Below are 16600 nucleotides of genomic sequence, written 5' to 3' on the forward strand. Positions count from 1 at the left end.
TCCGCACAGGTTCCATCCCCCGCCCATTGCCTCGAACGGGCCTGGGAGGGCGGTTCGCAGGGGCTTGGCGACGCTCGCACCGCAAGGGGGAACGGACGGGCCAGGCAAAGGGAAGACCTTGTGAAAATCAACACGACTGTTTCGCGTTCGCTTCGCGGAGGCGCCGCTTGGCGTGCGCTCGTGCTGTGCGGCGCCGGCGCGTCGGCGGCGTTGTACGTTGCCCCCGCTTTTGCCCAGGACACGCCCGCCCCGGCGCCCGCGCCCGTGGCCGAACCCGCTCCCGCGGCGCCTCAGGACGACCAGTCCGCGAGCAGCGGCGATATCGTCGTCACCGGCACTTTGTTCCGTTCCAACCGGGATACCGTGTCGCCGATCACCACGCTGACGAACGAGAATCTCGAAAAGGCCGGCATCACCAACGTGGCCGATGCTATTCGGTCGATCTCCGCGGACAATTCCGGCTCGATCCCGTCGGCATTCGCCAATGGGTTTGGCTCGGGCGGTGCGGGCGTGTCGTTGCGTGGTCTGACCGTCAACTCGACGCTCGTGTTGATCGACGGTATCCGTACCACCAGCTATCCCTATGCCGATGACGGTCAGCGCTCGTTCGTCGACCTCAACTCGATCCAGAAGAGCAATATCGACCGGATCGAGGTGCTGAAGGACGGCGCCTCGTCGACCTATGGCGCGGACGCGATCGGCGGCGTGGTCAACATCATCACCCGCAAGGAAATCAAGGGCTTCGAGGGTACGGCCGAAGGTGGTATTTCGGAGCGTGGTGACGGTGGCGAACAACGCCTGACGCTGACCTACGGCTATGGCGATCTGTCGACCCAGGGCTTCAATATCTATCTCACCGGCGAATACGAGCACGACGAGATGATCTCGGCGGCGAACCGCAAGTTCCCGTACAATACCGCCGACCTCAGCTCGATCGGCGGCATCAACGGCAATGTCGGTGCGGACGGCGGGTTCGGCACGCGTCTCGGCACAACGAGCGCTGTCGTCCGCCCGGCGATGGAGGCTGTACCCGGCGATATCTTTTCCGGTCAGTTCCTGGTCGATGGGGCGGGCGATCCGCTGGCAACGCGGATCCTCAATCCCGGCGGCTGTGCGACCAACGGCCTGACGATTCAGCACAGCGACGCGACCGGCGATTATTGCGAAGAGAATACCATTCCGTACGGCACGCTCCAGCCCGAGCAGACGCGCTACGGCGCCACCGCCCACCTGACCGCCAATGTCGGCAGCAATGCGCAGGCCTATCTGACCGGCACCTATTACCACAGCAAGGTCTATTCGGAGGCTGCGCCGTTCTCCGTGCGCCAGCGCAATCCGATCAACACCACCAACCTCGTGCTGCCGGCCATTCTCGCCAATGGGCAGGTCAATCCTAACAACCCCTATGCGGTGGCTGGCTGCACTGAGGGCGTCGATTGCGTCGATGCGCAGCTTTCCTTCGCCTTCCCGCAGCTCATCCAGCGGGCGACCACCGAAAACGACGTCTATCGGGTCGCCGGTGGCATCAGCGGCAAGTTCGGCGACGGCTGGACCTACTCGGTCGATGCCACTTATGCGCGCAGCGACCTGAAGGGCACAAATGCCGGCTATATCAACATTGCCGGCCTGACCTCGGCGGTCCTCAACGGCACGTACAATTTCGTGAACCCGTCAGCGACTCCGCAGTCTGTGATCGATGCCATTTCGCCCAACGCGATCACTACCGCGAAGAGCGAATTGTACATGATCCAGGGCAATTTGACCAAGGAGCTGTTCCAGCTTCCCGGCGGCCCGCTGCAGGTCGGCGTCGGTGGTTCGATCCGGCGTGAGACACTCGATAACCCGAATGCCAATGCCAACAACGCGTTCCTCGGCCTCAATGCCGTGACCGCGTCGGGCAAGCGCACGATCTACTCGGCGTATTTCGAAGTAGACGCCCCGGTAGTGAAGGCCGTCGATATCAACCTTTCGGGGCGCTACGACCACTATTCGGACGGGTTCAGCAACTTTTCGCCCAAGGCGGGCTTCAAGTTCCGCCCGATCCCACAGCTGATGATCCGCGGTACCTATTCGCGCGGTTTCCGCGCGCCGAGCTTCGCGGAATCGCAGAACGGCGCGGTGATCGGCTATACCTCTGCGACGCCACCCTGTTCGGCGATCATTGCGCATGGCGGCGTCGCGACTCCTGATGGGTGCGCCGGCGGCAACGCTTATGTGTCGCCCTATTCGATCGGCTTCAACAGCGCGTCGAACCCGAATCTGAAACCGGAAAAGTCGCGTAGCTTCACCGGTGGCGTGGTGATCGAACCGACACGGTGGCTGAGCTTTACCGCGGACTATTACAATATCCGCAAGACCGACGTGATTTCGGGCGGCCCGCTGTCGGGTGTCGCCATCGACAATTACTATTCGGGTCAGGCGCTGCCCGCGGGCTATTCGTTGGTCCTCGACGATCCGGATCCGCAGTTCCCGAACGCGATCCGCAAGGTGCTGATCGTCAACTCGCCATACGCCAACGCGGCGTCGCTCGAGACGTCGGGCGTAGACGTGTCGCTCGAGGCGCGTATCCCGCTTGGCGGCGCGAAGCTGACGAGCCGCCTCGAAGGGACGGAAATCTTCTACTACCGCTTCGACGGTGGTGACGGGAACGTCCTCGATTATGTCGGCACCCAGGCGCCGTACATTCTGTCGTCGGGCGCCGGCACGCCGCGCTGGCGCGCCAATTGGCAGAATAGCCTTGAGGTCGGAAAGTTCACGCTGACCGGCACGGCTTATTATGTCAGCGGGTACAAGACGATCGCTACCGATCAGAACGGCCCCACGGCTACGACCTGTGCCGACCAGCTCTACAATCCCGGTGAGACCTTCTGCCACACCAAGGGGTTCTTCGACCTGGACCTGGTTGCCCAGTTCAAGGTCAACGACAAGTTCACCTTCTACGTGAACGTGATCAACGTGTTGGACGCATCGGCGCCGCTCAACCCCGCCAATTATGCCGGCGCGGCGGCCAACTACAATCCGACCTGGACCCAGACGGGCATCGTCGGCCGCTACTTCCGCGCAGGCGCGAACTTCAAGTTCTGATCCCCGCCAAAAGCCAAAAAAATGGGGCCGCTCCAGCGATGGAGCGGCCCCTTTTTTATCCGGTGATGGCGGGTCAGACGACCGTCAGGGTCAGCTTGCCATCGCCTTCATCGACCTTGACCGTCTGTCCGTCCTTGACCTCACCCGACAGGATCAGGTCGGCGAGCGGATCCTGCAGATAGCGCTGGACCGCGCGCTTCAGCGGCCGGGCGCCATAGACCGGATCGTAGCCGACACGCCCCAACCAGTCGCGCGCGGCCTGGGTCAGGTCGATCGCGATCTTGCGGTCGGCGAGCAGCTTGCCGACGCGCTCGACCTGGATGTCGACGATCGGTGCCATCTCGCTTTGCCCCAGCCGGTGGAACAGCACGATCTCGTCGAGCCGGTTGAGGAATTCCGGGCGGAAATGCCCGCGGACGATCTCCATCACTTGCGGCTCGACCGAAGCGACACTCTCACCGTCGCCCAGGCTCGACAGATATTGGCTGCCGAGGTTGGAGGTCAGCACGATGATCGTGTTGGTGAAGTCGACCGTGCGGCCCTGGCCATCGGTCAGGCGGCCGTCGTCGAGCACCTGGAGCAGGATGTTGAAGACATCGCCATGCGCCTTCTCGACCTCGTCGAACAGCACGACCTGATACGGCCGCCGGCGAACCGCTTCGGTTAGAACGCCGCCTTCCTCATAACCGACATAGCCCGGCGGTGCACCGATCAGGCGGGCGACCGAATGCTTCTCCATGAACTCGCTCATGTCGATCCGGACCATCGCCGCGCTGTCGTCGAACAGGAATTCGGCCAGCGCCTTGGTCAGCTCGGTTTTGCCGACGCCGGTCGGGCCGAGGAACAGGAAGCTGCCGAGCGGACGGTTGGGATCCTGCAACCCGGCGCGGGCACGGCGCACCGCGGTCGAGACGGCGCGCACGGCATCGGCCTGGCCGATCACACGTTTGCCGAGCTGCTGCTCCATCTGGAGCAACTTGGCGCGCTCGCCTTCCATCATCCGGTCGACCGGGATGCCGGTCCAGCGGCTGACGACGCCGGCAATGTCCTCGGCGGTGACTTCCTCGCGCAGCATCGCGCCGACGGTCGCGCCCTGCGCCGCCTCAAGCTGTTTTTCGAGCTGCGGGATGGTGCCGTAGGACAGCTCGCCCGCCTTGGCGAGATCGCCCGATCGCTGTGCCTGGTCGAGCGCGATGCGCGCGGCGTCGAGTTGCTCCTTGAGCTTGGCCTCGGCGCCGATCTTGTCCTTTTCGGCCTGCCAGCGCTGAGTCAGCTCGCTCGACTGCTGCTCGAGATTGGCGAGTTCGCCTTCGAGGTTGGTGAGGCGATCCTTCGACGCCGCATCGGTCTCCTTCTTGAGCGCCTCACGCTCGATCTTGAGCTGGATGATACGGCGATCGAGCGTCTCGATCTCCTCCGGCTTGGACTCGACTTCCATGCGGATCCGGCTCGCCGCCTCGTCCATCAGGTCGATCGCCTTGTCGGGCAGGAAACGGTCGGTGATGTAGCGGTTGCTGAGCGTCGCCGCCGCGACCAGCGCGGCGTCGGTGATCCGCACGCCGTGGTGCAGCTCATATTTTTCCTTGAGCCCGCGCAGAATCGAGATCGTGTCCTCGACCGTGGGCTCGCCGACGAACACCGGCTGGAACCGCCGTTGCAGCGCCGGGTCCTTCTCGACATATTTGCGATATTCGTCGAGCGTGGTCGCCCCGACGCAATGCAGCTCGCCACGCGCCAGCGCCGGCTTCAACAGGTTCGACGCGTCCATTGCGCCATCGGTCTTGCCTGCGCCGATCAGCGTGTGCATCTCGTCGATGAACAGGATGATGTCGCCCTCGGCGCCCTTCACCTCGTCGAGCACGCCCTTCAGCCGCTCCTCGAACTCGCCGCGATATTTGGCGCCCGCGATCAGCGAGCCGAGATCGAGTGCCATCAGCCGCCGGTCCTTGAGCGTATCGGGCACGTCGCCATTAGCGATGCGCAGCGCCAGGCCCTCGGCGATCGCGGTCTTGCCGACGCCGGGCTCGCCGATCAGCGCGGGGTTGTTCTTGGTGCGGCGCGCCAGGATCTGGATCGTGCGGCGGATTTCCTCGTCGCGGCCGATCACCGGGTCGAGCTTGCCATCGCGCGCCGCTTGCGTCAGGTCGCGGGCGAATTTCTTGAGCGCGTCATAGCGGTCCTCGGCGCCTGCAGTATCGGCAGTGCGCCCGCCGCGTAGCTCGTTGATCGCCGCGTTGATGCCCTCCGGTGTCGCGCCGGACGCCTTGATAGCCTTGCCGGCAGCCGTGTTGAGGCTGAGCGCGAGCGCGACGAGCAGCCGCTCGACGGTGACATAGCTATCGCCCGCTTTCTGCGCGATCTGTTCGGCCTGATCGAGCACGCGCACCGCATCGTTGTTGAGTCCCGGCTGACTCTGCGCGCCCGAGCCCGACACGGCGGGGATCTTGGCCAAAGCGAGATCGGTTTCGCTCGTCGCCTTTTTCGCGTCGCCGCCAGCTTTCTGAATCAGGCCCGCGGCAAGGCCCTGCTCGTCCTCCAGCAGCGCCTTCAACAGATGTTCGGGAGCGATCTGCTGATGGTTCATGCGGATCGCGACGGTGAGCGCGGATTGCAGGAAGCCCTTGGCGCGGTCGGTAAATTTTTCGAGGTTCATTGGTGGTCCCTGATCGAATCTTGCCACGAATTTAGTGTTGCATCTTTGCAACACAAGGCTTGTCGGCACAATTCGTAACTGCCCTGGGTTGCGATCGTCACGGGTCCGTCACGGACCTTTCTCCAGACTGCAACCCAAATGCCGCCATTGTGCAACGCAGCATGCCTAGGCGCGAGCCCAGTGGGAACGATCCACGTAGCCCAAAGGGAATGTCTCATGATCCGCATCGTATCCGCCTGTCTGCTGGCCGGCACCGCTCTGTCCTGGCCGCTCGCCGCCCAAGCCGCGGACAAGCCCGCTGCCGACGACAAATCCGCGGCCGCGGCGCCGGCGGCCGACGATAGCGCGCCTACCGCTACCGACGCGACCGACGCGACCGACATCGTCGTCATCGGGCGCGGTGAATCGCGCCAGGTGCAGCGGATCGGCGCGGCGGACATCGACATTCTGGCGTCGGGCACCAGCCCGCTCAAGGCGATCTCGAAACTGCCCGGCGTGAATTTCCAGTCGGCCGACCCGTTCGGCGCCTATGAATGGTCGGAGCGCGTCTCGATCCGCGGCTTCAACCAGAACCAATTGGGCTTCACCCTCGACGGTATTCCGCTCGGCGACGGCAGCTATGGCAACGTCAACGGCCTTCATATCAGCCGCGCGATCAGCTCGGAGAATATCGGCGAGACGCGGGTGTCGCAGGGCGCCGGGTCGATCGGGACGCAGGCGACCAACAATCTCGGCGGCACGGTCGAATTCTTCTCCTCCAACCCGACCGACACGTTCGGCGTCACGGCCAACGGCACTTATGGCAGCAACAATGCGGTCCGCGCCTTCTTCCGCCTCGACACCGGCACGCTGGGCGAAAACGGGCCGTCGGCCTATGTCTCCTACGCCTTTGCCGACACCGACAAGTGGAAGGGCTGGGGCTCGCAACGCCAGAGCCAGGTCAACGCCAAGTTCGTCGCGCCGGTCGCGCCCGGCGTCCGGCTGGTCGGCACGTTCGACTTCTCCGCGCGGCGCGAGAATGACTATCAGGACATGTCGCTCGACATGATCCGCCGGTTGGGCTGGCGCTGGGACAATATCAGCAACGACTTTCCGCTGGCGGTCAAGGTCGCCGATGTCGGCGCGAACACCGGCTATACCGGCGCGCCCAAGCTCAATCCGGCGGCGGGAACGACCTGGCCGGCGCCGATCGCCAATGCCGACGATGCCTATTTCGACGCGGCGGGCCTGCGCAACGACTATCTCGCTTCGCTCGGCGCCGAAAGCAGCGGGGACTCGAAGATCAAGTGGAGCCTGAAGGGCTATTACCATTCGAACCACGGCCAGGGCATCTGGTTCACGCCGTACGTGCCCTCACCATCGGGTGTGCCGATCTCGGTCCGCACCACCGAATATGACATTCGGCGCAAGGGCGTGTTCGGCTCGGTCGGCGGCGATCTCGGCGCATTCGGCGAACTGACCGTCGGCGGCTGGTATGAGCGCAACGATTTCCGCCAGGCGCGCCGCTATTACGGGCTCGGCAGCCTGACGGCCTCGACTCGCGACAGCCTGGATTTCCAGGATTACGCGTTCGCGACGCAATGGGATTTCCAATATCACACCGACACTGTGCAATATTATGTCGAGGACAAGCTGACGTTCGGCCGGCTGACGATCAATCTCGGTTGGAAGGGCTATGACGTTCGCGCCACCGCCACGCCGATCGTCGGGGGCGGACTGGCCCAGGGCAAGATCAAGACCACCGACTGGTTCCAGCCGCATGCCGGCTTCGTCTACAAGCTCGGCGGCCAGGCGGAAGTGTTCGGCGGCTTCACCGAAGTGACTCGCGCCTTCGTCGCCTCGGCCACCGGCGGTCCGTTCGCGACGACGCAGGTGGGATTCAACAATCTCGGAAACCTCAAACCCGAAAGCTCGGATACGTACGAACTCGGCGTGCGCGTGCGGTCGGGGCCGTTCACCGGCTCGATCGCCGGCTATTATATCGATTTCCAGAACCGCCTGATCGCCTTCGCCAACGGCGCCGGGATCATCGGCAATCCAGCGATCCTGCAGAATGTCGGCTCGGTCCGGTCGTACGGCATCGAGGCGACGGGGCAGGTCAAGCTGCCCTATGGTTTCGGGCTGTTCGCGTCCTACGCCTATAATGACTCGACCTATCGCGATAACGTCTTCGACGCGAAAGGCGTGCTGGTCGCCAACACCGCGGACAAGACGGTGGTCGACGCGCCCAAGCACATCGCCTCGGGCGAGATCACCTATGACAGTCAGCTGTTCTTCGGGCGGATCGGCGCGAATTATATGTCGAAGCGCTACTTCACTTACGAGAACGATCAGTCGGTTCCAGGCCGCGTCCTGGTCGACGCGACGATCGGCGTCCGCCTCAATATCGACGGCCGCAAGTTCGAATTGCAGGGCAATGCGACCAATCTGTTCGACAAGAAGTATATCGCCACGATCGGGTCGAACGGCTTCGGCAATCGCGGCGACAACCAGACGCTGTTGGTGGGGGCGCCGCAGCAATTTTTCGTCACGCTCAAGACCAAGTTCTGAACCTGGTTTTCGGGTGAAAAGGGGAGGGGCGCGTCCTTGTGGCGCGCCCTTTTTTTCTTCTAATTCCCTCTCCCATTGGGAGAGGGAGGGAGCCGCCAGAGGCGGCGGAAGGGTGAGGGCAGCCCATCCTTTATTTGCCCTCACCTTCCCACTCGGCTGCGCCGAGCGGGCCCCATCCTCTCCCAAAGGGAGAGGAATTTGTTCCCCGTGACAAACCCCGACGCTTCGCCCACATCTGCCGCACAACACCGGCGGGGAGCGGGGGGATTTGAGGATTCTGAAACGGATCGGTCTGGGTCTGGCCGTATTGCTCGTTCTAATCGCTATCGGCCTGGCGGGCTGGGAGCCACTGACAGCGGTCCGCGCCGAGGCGCCGCCGGCGCATCGTTACGACACGGTGATCGCGCGGGATAAGTTCGGCGTGCCGCACATCTTCGGGGCGACCGACCCCGATGTCGCTTACGGCATCGCTTATGCCCATGCCGAGGACGATTTCAGCACGCTGCAAGAGGTCGTCGCGATGGCGCGCGGGCGGCTCGGCGCGCTCGACGGCGCCGATGGGGCGAAGACCGATTACGTCCTCCATTTGCTCCATGCGCGCGAGACGGTCGACCGCGATTATCTGAAGCAGCCGGCCGACGTTCGCTTACTGCTCGATGGCTATGCCTCCGGCCTCAATGCCTATGCCGCGCGGCATCCGGGTGAAGTGAAGCTGGCCAGGCTGTTCCCGGTCAATGGACAGGACATCGCCACCGGCTTCGTGATGCGATCGCCGTTCTTCTTCGGGCTCGATGCGACCTTGGGCGCATTGGTCGGCGATAAACCGCTGCCGAAGGAAAATGCGGGGCCGCAGCCGGACGCGCCGGACGTCACGCCGGTCGGTCCCGATGGCCGCGAGAACGGATCGAACGCCTTTGTCGTCGCGCCGAAAAGATCGTCGGACGGCTTCACCCGGCTCGTCTCCAATTCGCACCAGCCTTGGCGTGGCGCGGTCGCCTGGTACGAGCTCGTCGTCCATTCGAAGACCGGCTGGAATTTCGCCGGGGCGATGCTGCCGGGCGCGCCTTATCCGCTGCTCGGGCACAATGAGACTTTGGGCTGGACCAATACGGTCAATCGCCCGGACCTGATCGATACCTACAAACTCGTGCTCGACGGCGATGGCACGCATTACCGCTTCGACGGGCAGTGGCGGCCACTCGAGAAAGAGACGGTCTGGCTGCCGGTCAAACTGTGGGGACCGTTCGTTTTGCCGGTGCCCAAGGCGGTCTATCGCGCGGTGCAGGGACCGGTGGTCGAGACCAAATCGGGTGCCTATGCGATCCGTTATGCCGGTGCTGACCAGCTCAGGATGGTCGAGCAATATTACCGCCTCACGCGGGCCAAGACGTTCGACGACTGGCAACGCGCGATGGCGATCCAGGGCGTGCCGGCGACCAACTTCCTCTATGCCGACGCGGCCGGCAACATCGCTTATTTCTACAATGCCTCGTTCCTGAAGAGGAAACCGGGGTTCGATTATTCGAAAGTGCTGCCGGGCGACACCTCGGCCGATTACGCGCCAGGGACGGTCCCCTGGGCGATGGTGCCGCGCAACGTGAACCCGCGATCGGGTTTCCTGGTCAACGCCAATTCGACGCCGTTCCTGTCGGCGGGCGTGGGTTCAGAGATGAACCCGGCCGACTGGTCGCCGCTGCTGGGGATCGAGACCGACACGACCAACCGCGACAACCGCGCGCTCGAACTGATGAGCGCCAACCCCGCGATCAGCCAGGCCGATCTCGAGGCGATCAAGTTCGATACCGGGGTCAGCCATCGCGGCTGGACCGGCAAATGGTTCGCCGATCTGATCGCCGCCGATCCGAAAGGCGACAAGCAGGTGGCGGCGGCGCAGGCGTTGCTGCGGCAATGGGACTGGATGCTCGACGGCAAGGGGCCGGCCGACGCCCTCGGCGCATTGATGATGAAGGAGGGGCAGAAATGGCATTATAATCGCCAACCCGAGGCCGATCCGCGCGCGACTTTGGTCGAGGCGACCGGCTATCTCCGCCGCGTGTTCGGCCGGCTCGACCCGCCGCTCGGCACGATGATACGGTTGCGCCAGGGCAAGATCGATCTGCCGCTCGACGGTGGACCCGAAGTGTTGCGCGCCACCGCCAATTGGGACGAAGCGCCTGATGGCCGGCTCGCGGTCAAGCATGGCGACAGCTTCGTGATGTTCGTCCAATGGGACAAAGCCGGCCGCGTCTCGTCGCGATCGATCCAGCCGTTTGGGGCCGCGACGACACGACCCGACTCTCCGCATTATACCGACCAATCGGCCTTGTTCGTCGCGCACAAATTAAAACCAGTCTGGTTCTATCCGCGTGATCTCAAAGCAAATATCGAGCGTCTCTACCGCCCGTGACTTGCCAGTGACGCGAAGCCGACTTAGCCTCGCTTCATCCGATTTTCCTTTCCGATCGACCAGGGGCATCCATGACCATCAAGCTTTTCGCGCTTTCCGGCGTCGCGTTGCTCGCGATCGCCATTCCCGATCTTGCCGCCGCACAGACCAAGCCCGCCGCCGCCAAAGCCGCCAAGCGCGCCACGCTGCCGCCGGCCGCGCCAGTCAGCGTACTCGCCAAGTCGGTCGACATTCCCTTCACCGAGTTCACGCTCAAGAACGGTTTGCGCGTCATCGTCCATACCGATCGCAAGGCGCCGGTGGTGGCGGTCAGTGTGTGGTACAATGTCGGGTCGAAGATGGAGCCCGCCGGCAAGACCGGCTTTGCCCATCTGTTCGAGCATCTGATGTTCAACGGCAGCGAGAATGCGCCGGGCGATTTCTTCGTGCCCTTGAAGAATGTCGGCGCGACCGATTTCAACGGCACCACCTATTTCGACCGTACCAATTATTTCGAAACGGTGCCGACCCCGGCGCTCGAGCGCGCTTTGTTCCTCGAGAGCGATCGCATGGGCTATCTGACCGGCGCGATCACCCAGGCCGTGCTCGACGAGCAGCGTGGCGTCGTCCAGAACGAGAAGCGCCAGGGCGACAACGAGCCCTATGGCCTGTTCGAATATCGCCAGCTGACCGGCCTGTTTCCCAAGGGACACCCCTATGAGCATTCGACGATCGGCTCGATGGCCGATCTCGACAGCGCCAGCCTCGCCGACGTGAAGGGCTGGTTCAAGGAGCATTACGGCCCGAACAACGCCGTGCTGGTGCTTGCCGGCGATATCGATGCCGCTGCCGCCAGGCCGCTGGTCGAGAAATATTTCGGCGGCATCCCGGCGGGCCCCAAGACGGTGCTGCCCGATGCGCCGGTACCGACTTTGCCGACCGCGAAATACGAAGTGATGAAGGATCGCGTCGCGGCCACCCGGATCACCCGGTCCTGGGCGGTGCCCGGCCTCAACGACCCCGACAGCGTCGGGCTCGACGTCGCGGCGGGCGTGCTCGGCGGGGGCGGCAGCTCGCGGCTCTATGACGCGCTGGTGCGCAAGGAGAAGCTCGCGGTGCGGGTCAGCGCGGGCAATCAGAGCTTCAGCCAGGTCGGCATTTTCGAGATCAATGTCGATGTGCGCCCAGGCGTCGACGCCGCGGCGGTCGCCAAGCGGCTCGACGCGATCGTCGCCGATTTCCTGGCGACCGGCCCAACCGCTGACGAAGTGCAGCGCTTTCAAGTGCGCAGCATCGCCGGACGCGTGAAGGGGCTGGAATCGGTCGGCGGATTCGGCGGCAAGGCCGTCACCCTGGCCGAAGGCGCGCTCTATTCGGACGATCCCGCGCATTACAAAAAGGAGATGGCCGAGCTTGCCGTCGAGACTCCGGCCAAGGTCAAGGCTGTCGCCGGCAAATGGCTCCGCCGCCCGGTCTATGGCGTCGACATCGTGCCGGGCCCGCGCGATGCCTATGAAGAGGCGGCGGTGCCCAAGCCGGTCGCGGTCAAAGCCACCGACGAACCCGCCGCCAAGGGCACGCGCGGCGCGCTGCCGGACGTCGGATCGATCGCCAACCTGACCTTCCCCAAGGTGGAGCGGGCCAAGCTGGCGAACGGCGTGACGCTGATTTACGCGCAGCGCACCGCGACCCCAGTCACCCGGATCATGGCCAATTTCGACGCCGGCGTCGCCGCCGACGTGCCGACCGCTCTTGGTACGCAGCAACTCACCCTGGCGGCGATGAGCTCGGGCACGACCAGCCTCGATTCGCTCGATTATGCCGAAGCGCAGGAGCGGCTGGGCGCCAACATCACTGCCGGGATCGACAGCGACAGCACGGCCTTTTCGATCGACATGCCCAGCCCCAACCTGAAGCCAGGGGTGGCCTTGTTCGCCGATGTGCTGCGCAACCCAGCGTTCGCGCCCGCCGAGATCGATCGCCTGCGCAACCAGCAGCTCGCCGGGATCGCATCGGAACTGACCAACGCTAATGCTCTGGCCGGCCGCGCCATGGGCCGCCTGATCTACGGCCCGCAATCGCCTTACGCCAAGTCGTTCGGTGGCGGCGACGCCAATGCGGTCGCCAAGCTGACTCGCGACGATTTGATCGCTTTCCGCCAGGCCTGGCTGCGCCCCGACAAGGCGACCCTGTTCGTGATCAGCGACCGCCCGCTCGATGAGGTCAAGACGGCGCTCGATACGGCCCTTGGCGACTGGACCGTGGACGGCGCGGCCGGGACCAAGAACGATGTCGTCAAGGTCGCGCCCGCGGCGCCGAAAATCCTGCTGGTCGATCGCCCGGATTCTCCGCAATCGGTGATCTATGGCGGCATCCCGACCAGCCTGGTCGGGACCGATGAGCTGCTCCCGGTCAACACCGCCAATGACGGGTTGGGCGGCGGTTTCCTCGGCCGGATCAACATGGACCTGCGTGAAGACAAGCACTGGACCTATGGCGCCAGCGGCCGTTTCTCCCGCGCGCAGGGCGCGACGCCCTTCATCATTTCGGCGGGCGTCCAGGCGGATCGCACCGGTGATTCGATCGTCGCGGCGATGAGCGACGTCACCTCCTATGTCGGCGACAAGCCGATGACCCAGGAGGAATATGATCGCGCGATCGCCGGGGCGACTCGCTCGCTGTCGGGCAGCTTCGAGAGCTCGCGTGCGGTGATGGGCGCGATGGTGTCGAACTTTATCTACAAACGGCCGGACGATTATTACGCGACCATCGCCGACCGATATCGCGCGCTGACTTTGCCCCAACTCCGTAGCGTCATCACGCAGGCGATCGACCCCAAGAAGGTGGTCTGGGTCGTGGTCGGCGATGCCAAGACGGTCAGGCCCCAGCTTGACAAGGTCGGGCTGCCTGTCGAGGTCGTGCCTGCGGCGTCGCTGGGCGCGCGCTGACGGAATTCACGGGAGAGAATAGATGGCAGTCGATGGCGTGTACGAGACGGTCGTTAAGTCGCCGATGGGCGACCAGAAGGCGACGCTGACGGTCAAGGCGGACGGCGGCAGCTGGACCGGCACTCAGGTCGGCGCGATGGGCACCGCGGAGATCACCGACGGCGTGGTCGACGGCAACACGATCAAATGGTCGATGAACATCACCGTGCCGATGCCGATGACCTTGACCAACGAAGCGACGGTCGACGGCGACACGATCACCGGATCGGTTACCGCCGGCGCGTTCGGCAGCTTCCCGCTGACCGGCACGCGCGTGGGCTAATGGAGTTGGCCCACGGTCCGCGCAGCGGACGCGGGCCGGCGGCCGGCGCGGCTTAGCCGCGACCGACGACGCGGAATTAACTTCCGCGCCGCTGCCTGGATAGAAGGCCCGTCTCCGTGTGGGGGCGGGCCTTTTCGCTGCCGGGCCGTCTCGATTGTTGGCAAGGTAATGGCCGCATTCAGCCGTCTACCGAGACCCGCCGAATTCGCTTGAATCGCTTTGTGCCGATCTGACGATATCGTCGCTTTCCGGCCCCGCCCGGCGGCGGGGCCGGGCGATATTCAGCGTGCGGCCGATTCGGCCGCTCCAAGCTTCGCCGGCGCGAGGGGCATGCTGTAGGAGATATTGTAGGGGACATATGCGCCATCGACAGTGCCGGTTACTTTATTTCCGCGCACGATCAGTTCGAAGCGGTTTCCCGTCGGGAAACGGCCACGGAGGATCACCATGCCAGCCTTTTCGGTCTTGGTGTAGGTATAGGTTTCACCATCGCGCTGGAAGGTGATCTCGGTCGGCTTTTCGCCGGCGAAGGCGGGAGCGGCGGTGACAAGAAGCAACGCGGCCGAAGCGAAGAACGTTTTGATCATGATCTTTCCTTTCGTATGTCGAAAGCCAGATCAGCATCCCCGCCACCGCCAGTGATATTGCAGTGCAGCAAAATGCCAATCGCAAAGATTGCGCGACCGGTTGCACAATATGAACGCGGGTATGCGTTGGTCGCGAAGCCGTGCGGCGCGCCAAGCCGTACCGCGCGCACGACGAGCGGCGCGCGCTTCATCGCAATTGGTTTGTCGGTCCTCCCGGCACACTGATATTCTTAACCCGAGTGTGGGAGGGAATAGCGTTATGAAGATTAGCCCGTTGATCTGCGGGGCCGTGGTCGCCGCAATGGTGCCGGCCGCCGCCTTGGCCGACGATCCGCGCGATCCGGCGATGCGCAACGCGGAAGCGCGCGCGCGAGACAGCGCGATAACCCGCCAGCTGAACCGCCAGGAAAATGCGCGAGTCCTCAAGCGCGGGGTGACGTGGCGGGTGGTGCGTGGGGCCGGACGCGACGAGGCCGACGACGGCGACTATGCTGCCGCTGCGCAAGACCATGAGCGGGATATTTCGGAGTACCGCCGCAGCCGCGCCCGGTACGAGCGGGAGATGGCCGCATGGCGCCGGGCCGTGGCCGCGTGTGATGCGGGCGACTATGCCGCCTGCGACAATTGATATCTGATATCCGGGCGTGAGTGGCTGACTCTGCCCTCTAATGGCAGAACGTTAGAGGGCCGGGAAACCACCACGCATCGAGGAAGCGGCCTCAGTCAGCATAAGCAAGGTTGCGAACAGCGCTAAAGGCGCCAGATGGGCGAATTCGCGATGACGCAACACAGTCAACACCGCAGCAGCGATGATGACGGCGCTGAAGACCAAGCCCGTCCCTCGAGTGGCAGGAAAGGTGATCAGGATCGCGACCACCATTTCCAACCCGCCGGTAACGCGGCACCACCATCGCGGGTAACCCCAGCGGACGAAGCTTTTCTGCGTGGCGGGCAAGCCGATCGCATTGACTAAGCCCGCACCGAAGAACGCAATGACGGCCAGCCAGATCGAGAGAAGGTGGAGCATCTCAGGCGGCTCCCATGATCAAGGGGATCGCCGCCAGGACCATCAGCGCAGCGGTTAGGCCGTGGATGCCAAGGGCCCTGTTAGTAGAGCCTTTCGCAGCAAGGATGAGCGCCATATCGCCTGCCGGGATCATCGCCTCGATCAACAAGACGATGCCGACCGTTTGGGGCGTGCACCATGCCATCATGGCCAGCACGACCAGCCCCGAAGCGACGTCGCGCGAACCTTTGAGGCGAAGCCACCACGCAACGTTCGTGCCCTGTTCGGGAAGCGGGAGGCCGAAGCTCTCTGTCGCGGCCCTGGGCCGGGCGAGATACATGATGCCGATCGCGATGATCCCGATCGCGACCAGCAACGCCACGCCATTTGAGAACCAATGCATCTGCGTCTCCTTGTGTATCGGTAGATAATCTAGCATTGCTAGTAAATCAAGCCATGCTATGACCATCGCCGCCGCACAGGAGGTTGAGTTGGGCATTTCGGAGAGAAAAGGCCGGGAACGGGTCGAGCGCGAGCAGCGCATCGTCGCGTCGGCACGCTCGATTGCCGAAGCCGAGGGATGGGCTGCCGTCACGATCCGCCGTCTCGCGGAGGAGGTCGAATACAGCCAACCGGTCCTCTACTCGCATTTCGAGAACAGGGACGCGATTGTGGCGGCAGTCGCCGTCGAGGGTTTCCGGGAAATGGCGATAGCGCTTCAACAAGCGGCGCGACGACCGGCCGGCCGTGGGGCCGCTTTGCGCGATGTAGCGATAGCCTATCTCGCCTTCGCTCGCGAGCATCCAGCCGTTTACGAAGCGATGTTTGCGATGCGAACCAACCTGCATTTCGCGGAGGCCGACACCAAATCGGAATTGAGGGACGGGTTTGCGGCGTTGATGGCCGTGGTCGCGCCGTCAAGCAGCGATGCCGAGATCGCCACCGAGACATTCTGGGCAGCCCTTCATGGGCTAGCCGAGCTCGAACGTTCGGGTCGTATCAGGCCAAGCGCACGTAGCGAGCGGATTACGCTCCTCTGCGGACTTTTCGAGCGCTGAGCCGAA

11 protein-coding genes are annotated in these 16600 nt (G+C 63.9%); 7 read left to right on the plus strand and 4 right to left on the minus strand.

What is annotated here, in order from left to right:
- Positions 1-120 precede the first annotated feature (120 nt).
- The gene (locus AC1DQQ_RS15240) at positions 121-3084 is read left to right on the plus strand and encodes a TonB-dependent receptor plug domain-containing protein (RefSeq protein WP_478045658.1); all 2964 of its coding nucleotides are present in this window, start codon (positions 121-123) and stop codon (positions 3082-3084) included.
- Between the two features lie 73 nt (positions 3085-3157).
- Here the strand turns inward: AC1DQQ_RS15240 and clpB are convergent, their stop codons facing one another.
- Positions 3158-5737, minus strand: coding sequence for an ATP-dependent chaperone ClpB (gene clpB, locus AC1DQQ_RS15245; RefSeq protein ID WP_478045659.1), 2580 nt, complete (start codon positions 5735-5737; stop codon positions 3158-3160).
- 216 nt (positions 5738-5953) lie between these two features.
- On the opposite strand from clpB, the gene AC1DQQ_RS15250 reads away from it, so the two are divergent.
- From AC1DQQ_RS15250 to AC1DQQ_RS15265, 4 genes are all read left to right on the plus strand, one after another.
- The gene (locus tag AC1DQQ_RS15250; protein ID WP_478045660.1) at positions 5954-8287 is read left to right on the plus strand and encodes a TonB-dependent receptor; all 2334 of its coding nucleotides are present in this window, start codon (positions 5954-5956) and stop codon (positions 8285-8287) included.
- A gap of 268 nt (positions 8288-8555) precedes the next feature.
- The gene (locus tag AC1DQQ_RS15255; RefSeq protein WP_478045661.1) at positions 8556-10694 is read left to right on the plus strand and encodes a penicillin acylase family protein; all 2139 of its coding nucleotides are present in this window, start codon (positions 8556-8558) and stop codon (positions 10692-10694) included.
- 71 nt (positions 10695-10765) lie between these two features.
- Complete coding sequence (locus AC1DQQ_RS15260; protein ID WP_478045662.1) at positions 10766-13621, plus strand: M16 family metallopeptidase; 2856 nt, start codon at positions 10766-10768, stop codon at positions 13619-13621.
- 22 nt (positions 13622-13643) lie between these two features.
- Positions 13644-13943: a hypothetical protein gene (locus AC1DQQ_RS15265; RefSeq protein ID WP_478029759.1), complete on the plus strand. Its 300-nt coding sequence runs from the start codon at positions 13644-13646 to the stop codon at positions 13941-13943.
- 281 nt (positions 13944-14224) lie between these two features.
- On the opposite strand, the gene AC1DQQ_RS15270 is transcribed toward AC1DQQ_RS15265, so the two are convergent.
- The gene (locus AC1DQQ_RS15270) at positions 14225-14530 is read right to left on the minus strand and encodes a hypothetical protein (protein WP_478045663.1); all 306 of its coding nucleotides are present in this window, start codon (positions 14528-14530) and stop codon (positions 14225-14227) included.
- Between the two features lie 259 nt (positions 14531-14789).
- On the opposite strand from AC1DQQ_RS15270, the gene AC1DQQ_RS15275 reads away from it, so the two are divergent.
- Positions 14790-15158: a hypothetical protein gene (locus AC1DQQ_RS15275; RefSeq protein WP_478045664.1), complete on the plus strand. Its 369-nt coding sequence runs from the start codon at positions 14790-14792 to the stop codon at positions 15156-15158.
- A 51-nt stretch (positions 15159-15209) separates the two neighbouring features.
- Here the strand turns inward: AC1DQQ_RS15275 and AC1DQQ_RS15280 are convergent, their stop codons facing one another.
- The gene (locus tag AC1DQQ_RS15280) at positions 15210-15557 is read right to left on the minus strand and encodes a DoxX family protein (protein WP_478045665.1); all 348 of its coding nucleotides are present in this window, start codon (positions 15555-15557) and stop codon (positions 15210-15212) included.
- A 1-nt stretch (position 15558) separates the two neighbouring features.
- Positions 15559-15939 (minus strand): DUF4267 domain-containing protein, encoded by a 381-nt coding sequence (locus AC1DQQ_RS15285; protein WP_478029763.1) that lies wholly within the window; start codon positions 15937-15939, stop codon positions 15559-15561.
- Positions 15940-15997: 58 nt separating this feature from the next.
- On the opposite strand from AC1DQQ_RS15285, the gene AC1DQQ_RS15290 reads away from it, so the two are divergent.
- On the plus strand, positions 15998-16594 hold the full coding sequence (locus AC1DQQ_RS15290; RefSeq protein ID WP_478029764.1) for a TetR/AcrR family transcriptional regulator: 597 nt from the start codon (positions 15998-16000) through the stop codon (positions 16592-16594).
- The last annotated feature ends 6 nt before the right edge of the window (positions 16595-16600 follow it).

Source organism: Sphingomonas sp. P4_G3, from assembly GCF_056401105.1.